The 19,798-nt window shown below is 56.4% G+C and carries 16 protein-coding genes; 14 read left to right on the top strand and 2 right to left on the bottom strand.

All coding sequences use genetic code 11. From position 1 onward, the window contains the following. Positions 1–151 precede the first annotated feature (151 nt). From CHB83_RS23620 to CHB83_RS19385, 3 genes are all read left to right on the top strand, one after another. The gene (locus CHB83_RS23620; protein ID WP_143437210.1) at positions 152–652 is read left to right on the top strand and encodes a hypothetical protein; all 501 of its coding nucleotides are present in this window, start codon (positions 152–154) and stop codon (positions 650–652) included. 36 nt (positions 653–688) lie between these two features. Further along, positions 689–958 (top strand): hypothetical protein, encoded by a 270-nt coding sequence (locus tag CHB83_RS19390; RefSeq protein ID WP_045687760.1) that lies wholly within the window; start codon positions 689–691, stop codon positions 956–958. 265 nt (positions 959–1,223) lie between these two features. Continuing rightward, a complete protein-coding gene (locus tag CHB83_RS19385; RefSeq protein ID WP_089333857.1) occupies positions 1,224–2,042 on the top strand; it encodes a universal stress protein in 819 nt (272 codons plus the stop codon). A 66-nt stretch (positions 2,043–2,108) separates the two neighbouring features. Here CHB83_RS19385 and CHB83_RS19380 read toward each other — a convergent pair whose 3' ends face one another. Beyond that, complete coding sequence (locus CHB83_RS19380; protein ID WP_089333856.1) at positions 2,109–4,238, bottom strand: TonB-dependent receptor family protein; 2,130 nt, start codon at positions 4,236–4,238, stop codon at positions 2,109–2,111. 565 nt (positions 4,239–4,803) lie between these two features. Here CHB83_RS19380 and CHB83_RS19375 point away from each other — a divergent pair. The 11 genes from CHB83_RS19375 to CHB83_RS19325 all read left to right on the top strand — a co-directional run bounded on the left by CHB83_RS19375 (position 4,804) and on the right by CHB83_RS19325 (position 18,493). Then, entirely contained in the window at positions 4,804–6,870 is a 2,067-nt protein-coding gene (locus tag CHB83_RS19375; RefSeq protein ID WP_089333855.1) for a GAF domain-containing hybrid sensor histidine kinase/response regulator, read from the top strand. Positions 6,871–7,739: 869 nt separating this feature from the next. Continuing rightward, complete coding sequence (locus tag CHB83_RS19370) at positions 7,740–8,630, top strand: sugar transferase (protein WP_052695064.1); 891 nt, start codon at positions 7,740–7,742, stop codon at positions 8,628–8,630. 241 nt (positions 8,631–8,871) lie between these two features. Continuing rightward, positions 8,872–10,101, top strand: coding sequence for a PQQ-dependent sugar dehydrogenase (locus CHB83_RS19365; protein ID WP_089333854.1), 1,230 nt, complete (start codon positions 8,872–8,874; stop codon positions 10,099–10,101). Positions 10,102–10,258: 157 nt separating this feature from the next. After that, positions 10,259–10,807, top strand: a complete 549-nt coding sequence (locus CHB83_RS19360) for a hypothetical protein (RefSeq protein WP_089333853.1) — start codon at positions 10,259–10,261, stop codon at positions 10,805–10,807. Between the two features lie 184 nt (positions 10,808–10,991). After that, a complete protein-coding gene (locus tag CHB83_RS19355; RefSeq protein WP_045687764.1) occupies positions 10,992–11,306 on the top strand; it encodes a hypothetical protein in 315 nt (104 codons plus the stop codon). Between the two features lie 247 nt (positions 11,307–11,553). After that, the gene (locus CHB83_RS19350; protein WP_089333852.1) at positions 11,554–12,489 is read left to right on the top strand and encodes an alpha/beta fold hydrolase; all 936 of its coding nucleotides are present in this window, start codon (positions 11,554–11,556) and stop codon (positions 12,487–12,489) included. A 110-nt stretch (positions 12,490–12,599) separates the two neighbouring features. Continuing rightward, complete coding sequence (locus CHB83_RS19345) at positions 12,600–13,175, top strand: DUF7010 family protein (protein ID WP_045687789.1); 576 nt, start codon at positions 12,600–12,602, stop codon at positions 13,173–13,175. A gap of 35 nt (positions 13,176–13,210) precedes the next feature. Then, entirely contained in the window at positions 13,211–14,326 is a 1,116-nt protein-coding gene (locus CHB83_RS19340) for a sensor histidine kinase (protein WP_089333851.1), read from the top strand. Positions 14,327–14,340: 14 nt separating this feature from the next. Further along, the gene (locus tag CHB83_RS19335) at positions 14,341–15,090 is read left to right on the top strand and encodes a LytR/AlgR family response regulator transcription factor (protein WP_045687766.1); all 750 of its coding nucleotides are present in this window, start codon (positions 14,341–14,343) and stop codon (positions 15,088–15,090) included. A 113-nt stretch (positions 15,091–15,203) separates the two neighbouring features. After that, positions 15,204–15,461 carry a hypothetical protein gene (locus tag CHB83_RS19330; RefSeq protein WP_089333850.1) on the top strand — a complete coding sequence of 86 codons (258 nt, stop codon included), beginning with the start codon at positions 15,204–15,206 and terminating at the stop codon, positions 15,459–15,461. A 254-nt stretch (positions 15,462–15,715) separates the two neighbouring features. After that, positions 15,716–18,493, top strand: a complete 2,778-nt coding sequence (locus CHB83_RS19325; RefSeq protein WP_179225571.1) for a S8 family peptidase — start codon at positions 15,716–15,718, stop codon at positions 18,491–18,493. A 24-nt stretch (positions 18,494–18,517) separates the two neighbouring features. Here the strand turns inward: CHB83_RS19325 and CHB83_RS19320 are convergent, their stop codons facing one another. Further along, positions 18,518–19,702 (bottom strand): Y-family DNA polymerase, encoded by a 1,185-nt coding sequence (locus CHB83_RS19320; protein ID WP_394340163.1) that lies wholly within the window; start codon positions 19,700–19,702, stop codon positions 18,518–18,520. Positions 19,703–19,798: the final 96 nt, after the last annotated feature.

Below are 19,798 nucleotides of genomic sequence, written 5' to 3'. Positions count from 1 at the left end.
AATGGTTTGAAGGAGAAATAAGCCGTATCACGACCGTAGTTTAGAAAGCTGGGGTAGCTTTTTCGAGGGCGTTTACGTATGAAAGCGGGAGGCCGGCCAGAAGCTGGCTTTTTTCTCCCTATCCCACCATCCACCTTCATCTTTCCTAGCCATGACTGAACATAATCCTGCTTCGGACCCCCGCAATACATCTGACGACCAAAACGCGCCCAACACGCAAAACCGTGATGCGTACGCCCCGCAGGCTAACCCCGGCACTGGCACGCCCCGGTACGGCGACTTCGGCCACGCGGCCGGTACGCAGCAAGTAACTAACCAAACCGGCTCCACCGACCAGTCAGGCGCTAGCGTAACCAACGGCGGCAGCGTTGCTCCCTCTGTGAGCTTCCCTGAGCAGCGCGGTAGCATGCCCCAAAACCTGGATCCTGCTGCTGTGCGCGAAGCATCCAGCGCCGAATACGATGACCAGCGCGAAGGCTGGGCCAAAGACGACCCCCGCTACGGCAGCGGCCACCGCGACCCCAACCCCGGCGACACGGAGAAAGCCCAGGAAGACGAGCGCAACTCGAACGTGGGCAACAACGATAACCCCGATGAGTTCAGCGCCCTACGCCCTGATGATGGCCGTGGCATTCCCGGCTCGGGCAAATAATTTTCGCCCCACACCTCCCCCTGACGACCACTACTTATGGCTAACGAACAGCAAGATCCCGCCGCTGCCCTCGACCCCAAATCGGGTGCTAACTTAACTGAGGAGCAACGCAAGCACCGCGAGGAGCTCTATGGCTACCAGCGCGACGAAGAAGGTACCCTAGATACTTCTGCCCGCTTGGAAGACGAAACCGTAGGCATTCCTACCGACAGCTCTACCACGGGCCCGGACCCAGACTCTAGTAGCCAAACGGACGAGCTTCTGAGCCCTGGCTTCAACAACCCCATTGATGACAATAACCGCTAAGCGGTTTTAGCTCTGCAAAAAGGCGCCCTGCAAACCAGGGCGCCTTTTTTGTGCGCTAGCTCTCCGCTAGGCGAAAGTGTGCATGTGCTGAAGGCTACGAATGCTAGTGTACTCACACCTGCTACGAGCCTGCGTACCCGATTGCTACCACTGAGCAAGGGCTGTGTGTTGCTTGAGAATGCAGCTTTTGGACGCAGATGCGTAGCGCAACGCGGAAATTCGCGTATACTGGCAGCAGACTTCGCTTACACCACCCCTTGTGCTTATGTCTACTTCCTTACTTATCCTGACTGACTTCACCCCCGCAGCTGATCAGGCCCTCCACTACGCAGCCGCCTTGGCAGCCCCCTTAGGTGCATCTTTAATTCTGCTGCACATCCGCCGGGAGTCACTCCTAGACCGCGACGCTTTCACTGGTCATATCCAACACCTGAGTGAAGGAGAGGTAGCCGCCGCGCTGGAAGAGCGCACCCGCGGCCTAGCCGTACCCGTGCAGGTAGAATCGACGGTAGATGGCGTATCAGCAGCCGTGGCCGATGCGGCCCAGCGCCACCAGCCGGCCTTGCTTGTGCTGGGCAAGCCCGACACCGAAACAACCCCCGATGAGTTGGTTAGCAGCACGTCGCTTACCATTCTGCGGGCTACCCGAACGCCCCTGCTTATCATTCCCATCAACTCGACGGCGACGGTGCCGCCCCGCCGCATCACCATTGCGGCCGACAACAATGGCTTTTCGCTGAAGCCGCAAACAGAACCCATCCGCGACTTGCTTCACACTCTGAAGCCCACCGTGACGCTTGTGCACGTGGTAGAGCCCGAGGAAAACGATGAATGCCCCCAGGCCCACCAAGCCGTGCTGGATAGCGGCCTGCTTAGGGAATTACCTTCAGTGCATACTCACGGCGTCCGGTGCCGCCAAATTCCTCAGGGTATTCTCCAGGGCGTCAGCGAAACCCAGGCCGATATGCTGCTGCTAATTGCGCGCCGACGCAGCTTTCTGGGGCAGCTATTCAACCGTAGCGTGACGTCGCAGGTAGTATTGCACGGGCATGTTCCCGTAGTACTGCTCCCAGCATTGGATTAGTCTTCTGACGTAGTGCAACTAGGCGTAAGGGTAGCAGGGCATCCTACTACCCTTACGCCTAGTTTTCTACCAGGCCCAGCGTACTTGGGCTCCGCTATACCAGTTGCGCCCAGGCGCCGGCTGAAAATACCGCCCACCAAAGGCGTTTAAGTCGTTGCCGAGGCTGTATTGCCGGTCAAGAACATTTTCTACCCCACCGAAAAGATCAACCACCAGGCCACTACCGAACGTGCGGCGCCAGCCCGCCCGGCTTCCAAAGGTCCAGTAGCCGGCGGCGTATTCGGTATTGGCATCATTGAGTGGTAGGCGTGCCTGATGGTTCACCGTGGGATTTAAGTAGAAGCCAAGGTGCTCACTGAAATCCAGTCCCGCTGTGAGAGTATGCGGAGCCGTGCCCGTCAGCCGGTTGCCGCTGTAGTCCTGGCCCCCACTCTGGTAGTCAGCAAACCGATAATGATTGTAGCTGTAGCTAGCCCACGCCCGCAGGCCAGCGCCCACTACTGGGATGTTGGTAGTGCTTACCGGGGTTACTGCCTCGGGCCGCCAGAGCCACCCGCTCAGGGCTGCCTCTAAGCCGCGCTGCCGCGTGCCGCCAGCATTACGGAATAGGCTAGTTCCTTGGTCGGTAGTATAGGTAGTAATGGTTTGCCGAAGACGGAAATTATACGCGGCAATATCAAAGCGAAGACGCTCTTGCCACAAGGTTCCGCGTGCGCCCACCTCGTAGTTAGTGCCCCGCTCAGCTTGCAGGTCGCGGTTTAGGCTTCCATCCGAAGGCCGGATTTCTTCGGTAGTGGGCGGCGAGAAGCCTGTGCTTACGCTTCCGTACACCGACACCTGCGGCGTCAGTTCTTTCAGCAGCGCTACCCGTGGCGACACTTCTGGCCGAAAATCACGCGCCAGTTCGTAGTCCTGAGGGCGCCTGTTGGCGTCGGAGAGGCGAGCAATGCGGTAGCGTAGCCGGTTGTAGCTAGCTCCCGCTGTCAGCAGAAAGCCAGCTGGCAACTCATAATCAGCTTGCGCAAACAGAAAGCCCGTGGTAGCACGAATTTCGTCGTCGTAGCGCAATGCTCCCGGGTTGCCGCCCACATTCTGATAGCTGCGGCCACTGGTAAATCCCGTTTGAGCCTCGGCCCCTGCCTGCAAGCGCAAGGTGCGACTGGCCAAGCTGGTGCGGTAGCGCAGAGCGGTACGTCCGCCGCCTTCCAAACGGGTGTTACGCTCGAAGTCCACCAAATACGGAGTCCGAATCACGCTACCCGTACCATATAAGGTAGTGTGCGTGCTTAGGCGCGGGGTAAAGCGCACCTCGTGCGTGCCGCCCAACAGCAGGGTACGAGAGGCGTAGTACGCCCGCTGTGCTACAGTACCGGGGCTGGTGGCCGTACCTGGGCGCGCCTGCCGCGGGTTGGCTTCGTACTGGGCTCGTGTGAGGCCCCCAGGCAGTTGGTAATTTATATCGGAGTACAAGCCGTGCAACGCCACCGTTTGGTTAGCGGTAGGCTGAAACTCTCCGTCCAGGGCCAGCACATCCCGGCGCAGGGCACTCTGCTGGCGGTAGCCGTCGAGCGTTTGACGGGCGTACTGAGCCCGGAGGTAGCCGGTGGCCGTTGCCACATCGGCTACTACTGAGGTGCGGCGCAATCCGTAGCTTCCCGCGGTGAAGGCCACGCTGGCACTGGCCTGCCCCGGAACAGGACGGTAGTTCTGTAACAGCACTGCCCCACCAGTACCGGCCCCGTATACACTGGCCGCTGGTCCCTTCAGCACTTCTAGCCGACCTAGCTGCGCAGGATCAAGCAAGTTGAGGGCCGTGCTACCGCTTGCATCCGTGAAAGGAATGCCTTGGTAGTACACTTTTACGTTGCGCACACCAAAAGGCGAGCGTAGCGTGCTACCGCGCACACTGAGGCGGTAGCTAGCCGTGGCGCGCTCCTCTAGCCGCACCCCAGGCAGTGTGTTGACTGCTTGCGTAAGAGCATTCTGCGGAAACCGCGCAAAGATACTCGCGTCGATAACGCCCACGGCCGCCGCCGTCCGACGTAGCGGCAGTTGCTGGCCGTAGCCCGTTACGGTGGCCTCGGGTAGAGCCACGGCGCGGGTGGTATCGGGGCTGGGGTTGGTGAGGTTTTGGCCCAGAGCGGACCAAGGGAACAGCCCTAACAAGGGCAGTAGGGTTGGGTACTTGTATGACATCAGAAGTAACGTTGCCCCGGTAGAGACGTGGCTTTGGCCTTTGTCGTTGCCGGCGGCGCATTTTTACTCAAGATTCCTTTCTTCAGCAACTGTAGTGTCCGCGCTGTACTTCAGCTTCAAGGCCCCAGTTTGTAGTCAACTACCAAGTAGGTTACTAAAAAATATATTATTCTTTATACTCCTAATGCTGAATACATTAGCTATTGCACGCATCCTATACGCCATAATTATATAAAGTAACCAATATTAATTAAAACATTATAGTTGCTATCTTATACCCGTTATTACTTTAAGAATAGTTTTAGCCAAGCGTACCACAAATAGAATTTGCGCACGGTTGTTGAGGCCGCGGGCATCCGTACTACGCTGTACCTCCTAAACTCAACAGGGCAGAACAACCAAGTACCTCATTAACTATTAGTTATATATATAACAATACTTGACTATTAAAAGATTATAGCGTAGTATTCCTGTTCCGCACCTTCCGCAGTCCCACCCGCAGACACTATTAGGCGCCCAGGTACATACTGTGCACTTACGCGACCACCGAATAACTGCGTCTTCCATGGAAACCAGCACCCTCACCCGCACTCCGGCCACGTTTTCATCCTTCCGGTTGCCCTCGTACAAGTCCCACGAACGGGAGCAGGAACGCTTAGCCGAACTCCTGGCGTATGGCATTCTGGACTCCGATACCGAGCCAGCCTTTGACGATATAGTACGCCAAGCAGCCGAGCTGTGCGGGGTTCCATCAGCCTGCCTTAGCTTCATCGACGAAAACCGGCAGTGGGTCAAAGCTAAAACGGGCGTGCTCCTACCGGAGCTGCACCGGGCGGCTTCCTTCTGTGGGCAAACTATTCAGATGGATGGCCTTTTCATGGTGGAAGATGCCACGGTTCACCCTCTGTTTCGGCACAACCCGCTGGTAGAGCAGCGGCCCAAAGTGCGCTTCTACGCGGGCTACCCTATCGTGACGCCCAATGGGCATGCCATTGGCGCCCTGTGCGTATTTGATAGCAGGCCACGCCACCTAACGGGGCCTCAGCAGATCTTCCTGCAGCTTCTGGCCCAGCAGGCTATGCAAGCCCTTGAGGTCCGGCGGGCGCAGCAAGCCTGCACCGCAGCGGAAGAAGCAGCTAAAAACCAGCAGGCCTTCCTTGCCAACATGAGTCATGAGATTCGGACGCCTATGAATGGGATTCTGGGCTTGTCGCGCCTTATGCGTAAGGGCTATTTACCTGACCCTCAGCAAGAGCAGCTGGATATTATTATCTCCACGGCCGAGAATTTGCTGTCAGTCATCAACGACATCCTCGACTTTACGAAGATTGAGTTGGGGAAAATCGACTTTGAAGTATTACCCTTCGACGTGACTACTACCGTACGGGACACGGCTCGGTCGCTGGAAGTACTGGCGCGGGAAAAAGGCCTCTCCCTGCGTACACGTTTTCCCGATTCGGCTATTCCGCCCGTGCTCGGCGACCCTTTCCGGCTGCGGCAAGTACTCCTGAACCTGGTGACTAATGCTATTAAATTTACCAATACGGGGCAGGTAGAAGTTGCCGTGGAGGCGTACCAAGAGCCAGATGAGCCCCTGGTACAGCTTACCTTCAGCGTGACGGACACGGGCATTGGCATTAGCTTCGAGCAGTCGGAGAAGATTTTCCGGGCCTTCCGCCAGGCTACCAGCAGTACCTCTCGGGTTTATGGAGGTACGGGGCTGGGTTTGTCTATCTGCAAAAGCCTGCTTGAGTTACAGGGCGGCCGCATTTGGTTGGAAAGCCGGCCCGGCGAAGGGAGCTGCTTTCACTTCACGCTGACCTACCCCGTTACTGATGAGGCCTCCTTGCTATCGGCTGTGCCAATGCTGGACCCAGGCTTGCTGCCGGGCCTGCACGTGCTGCTAGCTGAAGACAACTCCGTAAACAAGCTGCTGGCAACCTCTATGCTTCACTCCTGGGATGTAGTGGTAGACGTAGCCCACGACGGCGAGGAAGCCCTGGAGTTAGCCAGCACCAAGCCCTACGACCTGATTTTGATGGACATCCAGATGCCGCGCCTCACGGGCATTGAGGCGGTGGCCTACCTACGTAATACGCCCAACCCCAACCGCCACGCGCCCATCATAGCCCTCACAGCCAACGCAATGCGGGAAGAAGTGGAGAGCTACCCCCAGCAGGGCTTCACTGCCTATCTTACCAAGCCCTACCACGAGGCCGATTTGTATCGGCTGGTGGCTACGCATTCTGGCCGTACGGTGCCTTCCGCTACTCCCGCTCCTACCCCAACCACGGCCCCGGCTTACAACTTTTCACAGCTCGGTCGCTTAGCGCATGACGCAGAGTTTATTCGGAAGATGCAGCAGTTGTTTGTGGATACTGTACCGGCCCAGTTGCAGCAGCTTCGGGAAGCACTAAGCCAAGCCAATTCCAAGGCGGCGGCCCTGCTGACGCACAGTCTGAAATCAACGTATGGTAGCTTACAGATGGAGGAAGCAACTCAGTGCCTTAAGCAGCTAGAAAAGAGCTTACGCTCACCCACTGATGCTAACCTGCACAGCTCTTTGTTGAATATGTTGAGCGCCATCACCGAGCGTACAGCAGGAGCTTTCACCCGCCAGCTCCAAGGCTAGGTTCACGCCCTCACTAGAGCGTTTTGGCCTCAAATTCATCTATTCCCGAAATAGGAAGAAAATAATTTTATATGGTAATACAGCGCATTTATCTACTGAACCTGCTCTCATAGCGTTCAGGCAAGTTATTGCATATCACTATATTACTGGCATTTGATTATTTTGTTAACTAAAGTATATATATATTTTATCATATTATCTTTCGTCTACCGTGGCTTTCAAAACACTGAATTAAAGGATATTTTTACACCGAATTGTAACATCAGTTCCACACAGTCGTATTACCCGCTGACAACAGAGACAAGCGCCATGGTATCGTAACTCCCGTAACATGAGTTGCCGCACGTTAAACCCAGAAGCCGACCTAGTTCTCGCTCCGCTTACCTATCCCGCAGGCATCCTCCCATCTAACTGCCTGATTACGTAAATTTTACTTGCTACTCATCTATCCCACTAGTATGTAGTAGCACGCCACTTTGGGTCTGCTAGTTGATGCTACGCGGTCCAATTCGTATGGTGGCGGCCGTCCTACCTCTCCCATATCCCACCGCTCTCGGATAGCTGTACTAGCTGTCTGAGGTCTTTGTGTGAGTTTGCGCGGAAAAAAGACTTTTTTCTAAACAAAATAACACAAATAAATATTTGATAACACCTATTTCACCCTAACTGCGTATGTCGGCACTGCTTTTGTTGCCAACTTCCCACCACGTAGCCTAAGCTACTCTGCTGATTCTTACTGAGCCTATGCTCTTGCCGTTGCAACCTGTTCTGTTTTCTCGCTCTGCTTTCACTACCCCACCATTCCTGACCTCCTTCTTTCCAAAATTCCCGGTTTCCGATGGTCAACACCTACTAACATCCGCCTTGTCATGAATGCTTCAGCCCCTACTATTTACACTCCCGGGAACACCCCTCAGCCTTTGCTGCCCAACTGGCGGCCACTGATGCGCCGTCGGGCCAAAAAAGTGAAGCGGACCACTAAACCGAGCATTCAGCGGTTTAAGATGCCCGTAAGCAAGCGCATTTTTGATATCGTGGTTTCTGGCCTCATCTTGCTAGCCTTGCTGCCTTTGTTTTTGGTAGTGGCCTTACTTATTAAGCTAGAGTCCAAGGGGCCCGTGTTGTACTACTCCTACCGCATAGGTACCGGCTACCGTAAGTTCCGATTCTGGAAGTTTCGCTCCATGCGTCAGGATGCCGACCAGATGCTGTCTTCTATCAAAGACCTTAACCAATACCAGGCGGCAGCTACTTCCTCGGAGGCCCTACATGCTGCCGATGTATGCCCTTGCTGCGGGGCCGCTGCCGGCACCTGCCCCGACCGTTTGATTGACAAGAGCGGCAACCTGATTTGCGAAAAGCAATATCAGCTCAGCAAAAAGGCCCAGGAAGGCGCTACATTCATCAAAATTGCCAACGACCCCCGCATTACGCGCATTGGCATGTTTATCCGCAACACCAGTATCGACGAGCTACCCCAGCTTTTCAATGTGCTGATGGGAGATATGTCGCTTGTGGGCAACCGCCCGCTGCCCGTATACGAGGCTGAAAAACTAACGACCGACGAGTTTGTGACGCGTTTCTTGGCACCGGCCGGCATTACGGGTTTGTGGCAGGTAAGCAAGCGCGGCAAAGGCGATATGTCGGCCGAAGAGCGCAAAGCACTGGACGTGGAATATGCTACTAACTACTCCTTTAAGAAGGACATCAACATTTTGTTGAGAACCTTCCCTGCATTGCTGCAAACGGAGAACGTGTAACGTATTTCCTACCCTAGTAGCAAAAACCTCTGTTGCCGGTTGTGGATGGCTGCCCGTTGGGGAGCCGCCGCAACCGGCAACAGAGGTTTTATACCCGTAGCTCGACCACGCCTAGCAGCTACAGGTACCAGAATAATTTGCCTCGACCTTATAGGGCACAAGCAGGCGGGACGAAGCGGATAGTAACGCAACCTCAATGGATGGATTAGAGTTGAACCAAGCACAACTATTCACCTGTGCAATGTTTCCCAAACTACTTCTACCCTTTGCTGCTGCTTTAGTGGCTGGGCTCACTGCCACGGCCCAAAACGTGCCACCTGCGGCTACCCCTTTCCACATGACGGGCAACATCTACCTGCCCAACAAACTGCCCGCTACGCCCGAGCGAATAGCTAGCCTTAAAGCACCAGTTGGCTTTACCATCAGCAAATACGCCGAGGGACTCGACATGCCCCGCATGCTGGCAGTGTCCAGCAATGGGGACGTGTATGTCTCTAACCGGGTGAAGGGTACTGTGACCTTGGTGCGCGATGCCAACAAGGACGGCAAGGCTGAAGTAATGCAGCAAGTAGCTCAGAAGCCCCACCTGCATGGCCTAGCCCTAAAGGATGGCAAGCTTTACATGGCGGCTATCCGGGAGCTATACGTAGCCGACGTGCGGCCCGACGGCACCCTGGGCGAGCTGAAGATGCTGTACAACGACCTTCCCGACGCTGGCCAGCATGCTAACCGCACCCTGGGTTTCGGGCCCGACGGCAAGCTTTATCTATCAGTCGGTAGCACGTGCAACGCCTGCGATGAAGACAACCCCGAGAATGCAACCCTTTTGCAAGTGAATACCGATGGCTCGGGCCGCCGCGTGTATGCCCAGGGCTTGCGCAACACCATTGGGTTCGACTGGCACCCTACCACGAAGCAGCTCTACGGCCTCGACCACGGTATTGATTGGCTGGGGGACGAAGATCAGCAGGAAGAATTCAACCAGATTAAAGAAGGAGGGCACTACGGCTGGCCTTCCATCATTGCCGATGGCAAGCCTTACCCCGCTAACAAGCCCAAGTCGGGCGACTCTTACGAGCAGTTTGACGCCAAAGCGGTGCGGCCCCTACTCCTATATAAAGCCCACTCTGCGCCTCTGGGCATGGTTTTCAACCGGGGCCAACAGTTTCCGCAGCAGTACCGCAACGACGCCTTCGTAACCATGCACGGCTCTTGGAACCGGGCTCAGCCCTCGGGCTATAAGATTGTACGTGTACACTTCGACGAGCAAGGCAAGGCTCAGCAGTTTGAGGACTTTGTGACCGGCTGGCTGGTAGAAAACGACAAATCGGAATTTGGGCGGCCTTGCAGTATTGTGCAAGCCTCCGACGGCTCGTTGCTGGTATCTGACGACGACAACGGTGTCATCTACCGCGTGGCCTACGCCGCCAAGGCAAGTGAGGCTACCAAGAAAACCAAGAAGCGCAGCTAGCCCTCAGTAGCTGTCTTACAAGCGTCAGGCGCTGGTAGGGTATCGTGGCAGAAGCTGTAGCACGATACCCTACCAGCGCTTGGAGTTTGAGGTAGCTGCCCTACGGCGGAACTGGGTGTAGGCTTCTTATTGTAGCTTACAGCACAACTTCTGCCCCATGCCTACCCTTACCCCCGACCTTCGCAAAGCCCTTCTTGCCCTCCCCCAGAAAGAAAAAGATCAGCTTCTTAGCCGTTTAGTAGCCCAAGACGCGGTGTTGATGGAGCAACTTAGCTTCCGCCTTTTGGAAGGCGAAGATGCATTAGAAGACCGGCGCTTACGCTTACGTACCCAGGTAGATGACCCGGTGCGCGGCTACCACCAAACCCCCAACGACCTGCTGGTGGTAGTACGCCAGTTGCAGGCCCGCTTGGCCTACCATACCCGCATCACGGGCGACGCCTTTGGTGAAGTAGAGCTAACGCTACGGCTGCTGCTTAATGTACTGCGCCACCAGCCCGAGGCGGTGAGCCGCTTGCACGGCCCCACCCAGCCCCTGTTGCAGCACTTGGCCCGCCGCACCCACGAAGCTCTTAAGCAAGCCGCCAAGCTCCATGAAGACTACGCTGTGGAACTGGCCCCCGCGGCCAATGAGCTACTACAATTGCTGTATGCCTCAGCCGCCGCGCCGCTAGCGCGGGAGCTGGGGGTGCCGCTGCAGTGGTGAGGCAGGCTTGGGCAAAGGAGCTTATTTAGTAATGCTAGTATAGCGCTTGGCGCACGCAAACCAACGCAGGCACGGAGAGTAGATGGGCTGGCATGCATCCTTTCCCGCCCGAAAGCAGTATTCTACCAGAGCAGCAGCGCATGCTTCGCAGCTGCCCTCCTCCACCATCTTTCCGCTGCCCGCTATGTCTACTACGCCTTCCCCCGAGCACGTTCGCGTGCCAGAACACTTATCTGCCGACTCCCTGCGCCAAGCACTGGAGGAACTGGACGCAAAGATTCAGACCTTACATAACCGCGCCAACGCTACCACTGCGGCTTCTCATAACACCTACCTTCAGCACGCGGCCGCCTTGGAAGTGAAGCGGTCCAAGCTGGCCGCCCGCCTCAGCGAATCGAGCGATTCTAAAACCGACTCCTCCGATTCGGACCGCAGCACCTGGGGCGAGATTTGGCACGGCATTGAGAACCTACGCAACGATTTACGCAACATCATCTAGCTTCTTCGCACATACTCAGTAGTACTTGCCCGTGCACCGGGTTGCCATTGAGTTGTTGTTCCTGATTGCATGAGCCCGGCCACTGGCCGGGCTTTTTCGTTGCCGGCCGCCACGGTGGGGCTACCAGTCGGGAGGAGGTTACGACAGTTCGGCCGGCGAATTTACCGTTCCCTGAAAAGTGGTTTTGCTTAGGGTAGTGGGATGCTAGGTTTGATTCATCATTCACCCCAACCTCTACCCTACTCCGATGAACGTAACCTCCACTCTCCGCGCATTCTGTACTGCTCTGCTGCTCACCGGCGCTACCGTTTCTGCTTCCGCCGCAGTGGCTACTCAGCCAGCAGTTGCCGCCAGCACCCCCACTGCCCACCCACTCTTCACGGTGCAGGTAGTAGGCAAAGGCCGCCCCATGCTGCTGATTCCCGGCCTGACCTGTCCTGGTGCCGTGTGGGACGAAACGGTAGCCCGGTACCAAAAGCAGTACCAATGCCACGTAGTGTCGCTGGCGGGGTTTGGTGGATCGGCTGCACCGGCCACTACCCAGCAGTTTTTGCAGCAAGTGCGCGACCAACTGCTTAGCTACATCAAAACGCAGCAGCTCACGAAGCCCGTAGTAGTAGGCCACAGCCTGGGCGGCTTCTTGGGCTTATGGATGAGCACTACCCAACCCGGGGCGGTTGGCCCCCTGGTAATCGTGGACTCGTTGCCTTTCCTGGCGGCCGTGCAAAACCCTACTTTAACCGCCGAGCAGGCAAAACCCATGGCGGAGGGCATGCGCCAGCAAGTAGGCCACGGAAAGATGCCCGTTGCGGTTGCCCGCCAAATGTCGGCTTCTCTGATGACGGATACCGCTCGCATCAGCCAAGCTACCCGCTGGTCGCAGGCATCAGACCCGGCTACCGTTGGGCAGGCCATGTACGACCTCTACACCACCGATCTGCGCCAAGACATCAGCCGTATTCAGCAGCCGGTGCTGGTGCTAGGGGCTTGGGCAGCTTACAAAGCGTACGGCTCGACTAAGGAAAGCACCAAGGCCATTTTTGCGCAGCAGTACGCCAAACTACCCCAGCACCGCATCGAAATGTCGGAGGCTGGTCGCCACTTCCTGATGTGGGATGACACGCAGTGGTTTTTTGCTAACACGGATGCTTTTCTGCAGCAATATGCCGTGGCGAAGAAGTAAGACATGTAGTTCTTCCGGGCCATCTTCCCCGGAGGAACTACCGCTTACCGCACTGCGCCCCATCGTATCATTCCTTTCCCTTGCCAGAAGAAAGCCAGCTACCGCTAGTCATGCCTCTACCCCAGGACTTCGCCACCCTCCGCCTCGAGCTATCCGTGAAGGCCAAAAACGGACTTGATTTTATTGTATCCGCCAGCTTGGTCTGGACCGCCATTGCGCTGGTTTGGACGCTTCCGAACTCACCGGCCCGCAACGGGTTCATCACGTTCTTCGTGGGCGCCGCAACGCTGCCCCTGGCTTGGGTGCTGTCCAAAGTTTTTCGCACTACCTGGGTGCTTCCCCACAACCCGCTGCAGCCCCTGGGCCTGTGGCTGAACTTTGCCCAGCTTTTCTATTTCCCCTTTTTGATCTTTATCTATAGCAAGCACCCACAGTACTTTATCATGACCTACGGCATTATCACCGGGGCCCACTTTTTCCCGTATGCGTGGTTCTACAATGCACCTCCCTTTGCCATTATGGCGGGCGTTATCTCGGTAGGCTGCTTAGTGCTGGGCCTGCGCACCACAGGATCTACCCTGTATCTGATTCCGGTATTTATAGTTTGTGCACTACTAGTGCTGGGCGCGTTGCTCCTTTTATATTACCACCGCCAAAAGAAGGCCTATTCGGCTGCCGTGGACTAGTATTGCCTCCGCTTATTTCCTTAGTCTGCTCTCGTATGGCTCTTTACGCCTCCGTGCCCGCCCCAAGCCGCCTGTACTGGCGGGTGCAACTAGTAGGCTGGCTACTGTATGCCGGCTTTATGCTGGCTGTCACGTCCGGGTCGGGCCGGCCTCCTGCTGAGCACTTGCTGCTTGTTGCTACCGTTGTGGTGCCCATGATGGGCATGAGCCACTGGCTGCGCTACCTCATTCGGGCCAATGAGTGGGAGCAGCTACCTCCACTGCCCTTACTGGGCCGGTTGTTGATTACCAACCTGACATTGTCGGTGGGCAGCCAAGTTATTATCTGGGCCCTATTGGTTTGGGTAATAAAACCCTCCGGCGACGGCAAGCCCCACGGCTGGGCCGAGTTTATTGGTTACACCCTGAACGTAAATTTTGTACTGTGGCTGTGGGAGGGCTTCTACTTCGGCTGGCACTACCTGCGCAGCTACAAGCAGGCCGAAGTAGACAAGTGGAAGCTGGCCGCGGCGGTGCAGGAAGCGGAGATGCGTACCCTTAAGGCCCAAATCAATCCGCACTTTATGTTCAATGGGCTCAACAACATCAGGGCGCTGGTGATGGAAGACCCAAGCCGCGCCCGAGACATGATAACTCACCTCTCCGACTTGCTTCGCTACTCCATTCAGCTAAACAGCGCTGAGCGGGTTCCCCTGAGTCGGGAGTTAGAAATTGTGGAGCACTACCTCCAGCTAGAAGCACTTCAACTGGAAGAACGCCTTTCTTATTCGCTCGATGTAGACCCAGCGGCCCTGCCAGTACTTATTCCGCCCATGACCCTGCAACTGCTAGTGGAAAATGCCATTAAGCACGGCATTGCACCGCGCCCAGCCGGTGGTTACATTCAGCTCACGGCCCAGCCAAACGCGGCCGGCGAACAGCTGCACATTGTGGTGCGCAACACCGGCCACTACCAGCCTAAGCCTGGCCACGAAGGGGTAGGCCTGCGCAATGCCCGCGAGCGGCTGACGCTTCTGCACGGCGCTGCCGCTACGCTGCACATCGACAATGATCCGCAGGACCCTGATACTGTGCAAGCCACTTTGCATCTGCCCGTAGCCGCCCATATTCCCGCCCCTGCCCTACCCGCTGCTCTTTCCGCTTACCGTTAGTTATTATTAGGTTGATGAACGTCTTACTCGTTGACGACTCGCGCTTAGCCCGCACCGAACTGCGCCACCTGCTCCAAGCACACCCAGACGTACATATTGCAGGCGAAGCGCGCCACGCCGAAGAAGCCCGCAGCCGCATACCGGAGCTACGCCCCGATCTGCTGTTTCTAGATATTCACATGCCGGGGCAGAGTGGGTTCGAGCTGCTGGCCTCCCTGGAAGTAGCGCCGCACGTCATTTTTACTACGGCCTACGATGAATATGCCCTGCGTGCTTTCGAAGTAAACGCTCTTGACTACTTACTCAAACCAGTGCAGGAAAACCGCTTGGCCGCAGCTCTGGAAAAAGCCCGCGCTCAGTTGGCTCCTTCTCTACTACCCGAGCCAGCAACCGTTACGCCCGTAGCGGATGAGGCCCCTCCCACGTTACTATCCGAGCAGGATCAGGTGTTTGTGAAGGAAGGCGAAAAGTGCTGGTTTGTGCGCCTAGCCGACATTAAGCTATTCGAAATAAACGGCAGCTACACTCAGGTGTACTTCAACCAATACCGGCCGTTGGTTCCGCGCACGTTGCAGCACTTGGAGCAGCGCCTCGACCCGCGCGTATTCTTCCGAGCCAACCGCCAACAGATTATCAACCTGAAATGGATTGCCGGTATTGAACCCTGGTTTAGCAATACGCTCAAGATTCAGCTGCGCGATGGGCCTGAGGTGGAAGTCTCGCGCCAGCAGTCAGTCCGATTCCGGGAGTTGATGAGTTTGTAGAATAAGAAGTTTATAGCAGTTTCTGAATCCTTTTCGGGTTCACCTTAGTACACAGGCAAGTAGCTCCGCTTTAGAAGCTCAGCGCAGTTCTACCCACCTTTTGCAGTACTACTATGAAACTCTTGCTACCACTTTCAGCTTTCGCGCTTCTGCTGGCAGGCGCCTCCTGCTCCGGCGAAGATCAACTTATGGAGCGCCCCCGCCGCTACTCAACCGGTGCCACGGAATCTACCAAGCGACACAACGATAAATCCAGTTTTAAGAAAAATCGTAGCCCCATTGGTTTGGGCCTGGACATGAATGCCAGGGACCCCCATAAGTTCCGCATGGTAAATGCCCCTAAAAGATATAAGTACAGCAAGCCAAAATAGGCTTATTTCTTTAGTTAGCCATATAACAAGGGCTCCATGCTGTGCATGGAGCCCTTGTTATTTTTTACTCCAGGCTCCTTAGCCTTGTTCACGAATAATCGGCTACTGACCCAGACATACTACCCTTTTGCCGAAATTTTAGCTTTTACCAAACTCAGAATAGTTAAATTTACGTAGCTGGATATCTTCCGTGATATTTTCCTTTTATGATGCTACCGCTACCCCGCTTTTTACTCTTGTGCTTACTGGCAGTCATGCTGCACACTACTTCTACCAAAGCTCAGCTTGCGCCTTTGGCTACTCTGGGCACTACGGTAGAACCTGGGCGGCTAATTTTTCGGCTGAAGTGGGGGTATGCATCCGTTGCGAGTGCCAATGACGTAGCAGTGCCAACATTGCAGGCTGCCCTGCACCGCATAGGTGCCACGGCGGTAGTGCAAAAGTTCCCGCGGGCCTCAGCGCCTAATCCCAAGCGTACCGATATGGTGGATTTGCGCCTGCTCTACCAAGTAGAGTATGACAAAGCCCTTACACCCGCCAAAGCCTGCCACCTACTGCTGCAGACCGGCGTGGTGGAGTATGCTGAACCCCGCTATGCTCGGCAACCCCTCCACCAGCCCAACGACCCCCTGGCCGATTCTACCGCGGCGTATCGTCAGTACCATCTGAAGAACATCCGGGCGTACCGAGCCTGGGATATTACGAAGGGCGATACGAGCATGGTAATTGGCATTGTGGACGGTGGTACGCGCCTCACGCACGAAGACCTTACCACTCAGATTCAGCGCAACCGCCTCGACCCCATCGACGGTGTGGACAATGACAAAGACGGCTACGTAGACAACTACCACGGCTGGGACTTTGCCGATAATGATAACGACCCTACCCGGGAGGTTAATAGCGTACACGGTATCTTGGTAGCGGGCTGTGCCGCTGGCGCCGCCGATAATGGTCGGGGTATTGCGGGGGTAGGGTTTAGCTGTCGGTTTCTACCTCTGAAAATTTATCCCAGTACACCTGCGGGCAGCTTTGGGGGCTACGAGGCCATTGTATACGCTGCCGACCACGGCTGCCAGGTTATCAATCTTTCGTGGGGGGGCGTAGGGGGCCGCTCCCGCTTCGAGCAGGAAGTAATCAACTACGCGGCCGTCAACCACGACGTGGTAGTTGTAGCCGCCGCCGGCAACACCAACGCCGAGCTAGACTTCTACCCAGCCAGCTACGACCACGTGCTCTCGGTAGCAGCCTTAGAGCCCAACGACCTGAAGGGTTCCAGCAACACTTATAGCCGACGCATCGACCTTTCAGCACCAGGCCAGCAGGTTCTAACTACCCTTGGTAACAATGACTCGGACTACTACCCGGTAGGGGGCTCCTCCTTTTCTTCTCCCTTGGTGGCCGGCGCAGCGGCCTTGGTACGGGTGCGCTTTCCTCAGTTTACAGCCGAGCAAGTAGCCGCTCAACTCCGCCAAACTACCGATAACATCTATCAGCTTGCTGGCAACGAGCCGTACGCGGGCAAACTCGGTTCGGGCCGCCTAAACGTGTACCGGGCAGTAGCTCTCACCGATCGGCACTCGGCTCGGGTAGTAAGCAGCGTGTTTCAGCCCGCACGCGCGGCCTGGCAGCCACGCGATACTATACGCCTTGTGGCACACGTCAAGAACTTGTTGCAGCCAGTAGCTGGCCTCACCGTCACGCTTACGTCGTTGTCGTCCTACCTTACGGTGCAGCAAGGCAGCTTCGTGGCCGGGGCTCTTGCTACCCTGCAACGCACCAGCAACATAGCTACACCCTTTCGGCTAACAGTGGCTAGCGGAACCCCTCTGAACACCCGCGCCGTAGTGCGTTACCATTTAGAGGATGCTGCTACGGGGTATCAGGAAGACCAGTACGAAACCCTGTTGCTCAACCCAGGCTACGTAGTCCTAGATGCCAACGACTTGCACCTGACTCTTACTAGCCGCGGCAACATAGCTTATGATGGATTAGGCTCCGATATTGGGGAAGGAGTAAGCTATAAGGATAGTCCTTTTCTGCTTTTTGAAGGCGGCTTGCTTCTCGCTTCCACTGCTACTCGCGTTTCTGATAACGTCCGGAACACGCGCGGTGGGAACAACACCGACTTTCGTGCGCTGGTGCAGGCTAGTTTTCGGACGCAGCCCATGCGCGCGAGCCAGGAGGTATATGGCACTATCCAAGATTCTCTGCCAACAGAGAGCAACGGACGCACCTTGGGAATGCGGGTGCGACAACAGGCTTACGCCTGGGCCGGTGCACCCCACCGCGACTACGTAATTCTAGAGTATCATCTCACGAACCTCAGCGCTGATACACTGAAGCCGGTATATGCAGGCTTGTTTATGGACTGGGACCTGCCATCCAACGCGGGCCGGAATGCGGCTGCTTGGGACTCCGTTAATCGGGTAGGCTACGTGTACGACCCCGTTGAGCCGCTCTTGTACACTGGCGTTAAGCACCTAGTAGGAGGCCGAGCTAGCGTTTATTCCCTTAGCAACCACGCGCAACCAACTGCCCCCATTTATTTAGGCGACGGCTTCAGCCGCCGCGAGAAATTTCTTGCGCTAAGCAGTGGCACGCACAATAGCACAGCTGGTGGTGCTAGCGGCGCCGATGTGTCGCAGGTGGTGGGAGCAGCCTTGCCACGCTTGGCCCCCGGCGACTCAACCGTGGTAGCTTTTGCGGTGTTGGCTTCTGCTACACTACCGCAGTTGCAAGCGTCGGCACAGGCGGCCCAAAGTCAGTATCAGCGGGTATTGCCGGTGCGCCCGGCGGCCCTCCGCGCTATGGCACTTCCCTACCCCAACCCCACCACTGGTTCTGTGCGGTTAGCGCTGCCGGCGAAGGCTACTGTGCGCGTACTCTCCTCCGTAGGTCAAACCATTCTCACAAAGCACGTTACCAGTCCTACCCTTGACGTAGATTTGGGTGGGCGTGCACCGGGTCTATATTTGGTACAAGTACTTACGGAAGCAGGCAGCGTTACTCACCGAGTTGTTTTACAGCCGTAATCTTCCCAAGCGGGGGACCTGATCCTAGCTGGCTCGCACTTGCCAAAGATCATCCCAATTGGTGGTGTAGGCGGGTGTGCGGAAGGCACTGCGCCCAGCCCATACTGCCGCTGCGGGACTAGTAGCGGCATAACGTACCGTTTCCCGGCCAAACTTTCGGTTGAGACTGTCTAAGGTTGCCATGAGCTGTTGCTGCCGAGCAAGACGGGCCGGATCGGCAGCCCCAAACAGGTCTAGCTGCGGCTGGCCTTGCGGTTCCAGACCGCTCAGCAAGATGCCCGCACGTACGTACGCGGCACCGGGGCGGTAAAGCTGCGTCAGCCCCCGCCGGGCGGCCCGCAGCAAGTCGCTGGTATCTTGCGTAGCGAAAGCTAGGTGCTCTACGGTGGTACGCGTTGCGGGACCCGCGTGCGCCGCAAAGCGGTCTGTTCCTAATAAAACGGTTAGGAGGTGCGCACTAAGTTCGTGGCGACGTAGCTTCTCGGCCGCGCGGGCTGTAAACGTGGCTATAGCCTCGGCCACCACAACTTGCGTCCGCTGTGCCTGTCCAAAGGAGCGAGTATACGTGACACTGTGGCGGGTGGGGCCCATGGTGTCGTCATCGGTAGGGTGCCAGGTCAAACACGCTTCTCCCCGCAACTCCCGCCACAAACGCACTCCTACTACACCACCTAGCTGGCGCCGCACCCACGACTCGGGTAAAGCCGCCAGCTGAGCAGCAGTAGTAACGCCCTCTTCTAACAGCCTAGGCGCCAATCGGCGCCCAATACCCCAGACGTCGGCTATAGGCGTAGCTTCTAGTGCGGCGGTCCTACTTGCCTGAGAATCCAGCACTACTATGCCCGTTGTCTGATGCCGTGCCAATCGGTTTGCCAGTTTGGCCAAGGTTTTTGTAGGAGCCACGCCCACGCATACGGGTATGCCGACTTGGTCTCGTACTGCTGCCCGCACTTCATGGGCTAGTTGGTCGGCACTGAAGCCTAGGTAGCGCAGCCCCTGTAGGTTTAGAAATGACTCGTCGATTGAGTATACTTCTACTTCGGGCGCAAACTGGTTCAACACGAGCATAACCCGCCGGCTCAAATCACCATACAGAGCGTAGTTTGACGACAGCGCAGTAACGCTGTGCTGAATTAACAGTGGCTTTACCTTAAAGTACGGCTCACCCATGCGCAACCCCAGCGCCTTGGCTTCGTCAGAGCGTGAAATAAGGTTATGGTCAGCCGGGGAATCGCTCCCCCGGCTGCCAATTCAGAACCGTGCGTGAGACTTTCACCTCACACGGCTCCTCGTTGTGCACCGCTA

This window comes from Hymenobacter mucosus, from assembly GCF_900188255.1.
In the GTDB taxonomy this organism is placed as follows: Bacteria; Bacteroidota; Bacteroidia; order Cytophagales; family Hymenobacteraceae; genus Hymenobacter; species Hymenobacter mucosus.
The sequence above is the reverse complement of the archived record's forward strand: the minus strand, read 5'-3'. Positions and strand labels throughout refer to the sequence as shown.

Excerpts from the sequence above, each read along its gene's own strand:
- CHB83_RS23620 (WP_143437210.1), top strand. The coding sequence starts at position 152 with ATGACTGAACATAATCCTGCTTCGGACCCCCGCAATACATCTGACGAC.
- CHB83_RS19390 (WP_045687760.1), top strand. The coding sequence starts at position 689 with ATGGCTAACGAACAGCAAGATCCCGCCGCTGCCCTCGACCCCAAATCG.
- CHB83_RS19385 (WP_089333857.1), top strand. The coding sequence starts at position 1,224 with ATGTCTACTTCCTTACTTATCCTGACTGACTTCACCCCCGCAGCTGAT.
- CHB83_RS19380 (WP_089333856.1), bottom strand. The coding sequence starts at position 4,238 with ATGTCATACAAGTACCCAACCCTACTGCCCTTGTTAGGGCTGTTCCCT.
- CHB83_RS19375 (WP_089333855.1), top strand. The coding sequence starts at position 4,804 with ATGGAAACCAGCACCCTCACCCGCACTCCGGCCACGTTTTCATCCTTC.
- CHB83_RS19370 (WP_052695064.1), top strand. The coding sequence starts at position 7,740 with ATGAATGCTTCAGCCCCTACTATTTACACTCCCGGGAACACCCCTCAG.
- CHB83_RS19365 (WP_089333854.1), top strand. The coding sequence starts at position 8,872 with ATGTTTCCCAAACTACTTCTACCCTTTGCTGCTGCTTTAGTGGCTGGG.
- CHB83_RS19360 (WP_089333853.1), top strand. The coding sequence starts at position 10,259 with ATGCCTACCCTTACCCCCGACCTTCGCAAAGCCCTTCTTGCCCTCCCC.
- CHB83_RS19355 (WP_045687764.1), top strand. The coding sequence starts at position 10,992 with ATGTCTACTACGCCTTCCCCCGAGCACGTTCGCGTGCCAGAACACTTA.
- CHB83_RS19350 (WP_089333852.1), top strand. The coding sequence starts at position 11,554 with ATGAACGTAACCTCCACTCTCCGCGCATTCTGTACTGCTCTGCTGCTC.
- CHB83_RS19345 (WP_045687789.1), top strand. The coding sequence starts at position 12,600 with ATGCCTCTACCCCAGGACTTCGCCACCCTCCGCCTCGAGCTATCCGTG.
- CHB83_RS19340 (WP_089333851.1), top strand. The coding sequence starts at position 13,211 with ATGGCTCTTTACGCCTCCGTGCCCGCCCCAAGCCGCCTGTACTGGCGG.
- CHB83_RS19335 (WP_045687766.1), top strand. The coding sequence starts at position 14,341 with ATGAACGTCTTACTCGTTGACGACTCGCGCTTAGCCCGCACCGAACTG.
- CHB83_RS19330 (WP_089333850.1), top strand. The coding sequence starts at position 15,204 with ATGAAACTCTTGCTACCACTTTCAGCTTTCGCGCTTCTGCTGGCAGGC.
- CHB83_RS19325 (WP_179225571.1), top strand. The coding sequence starts at position 15,716 with ATGCTGCACACTACTTCTACCAAAGCTCAGCTTGCGCCTTTGGCTACT.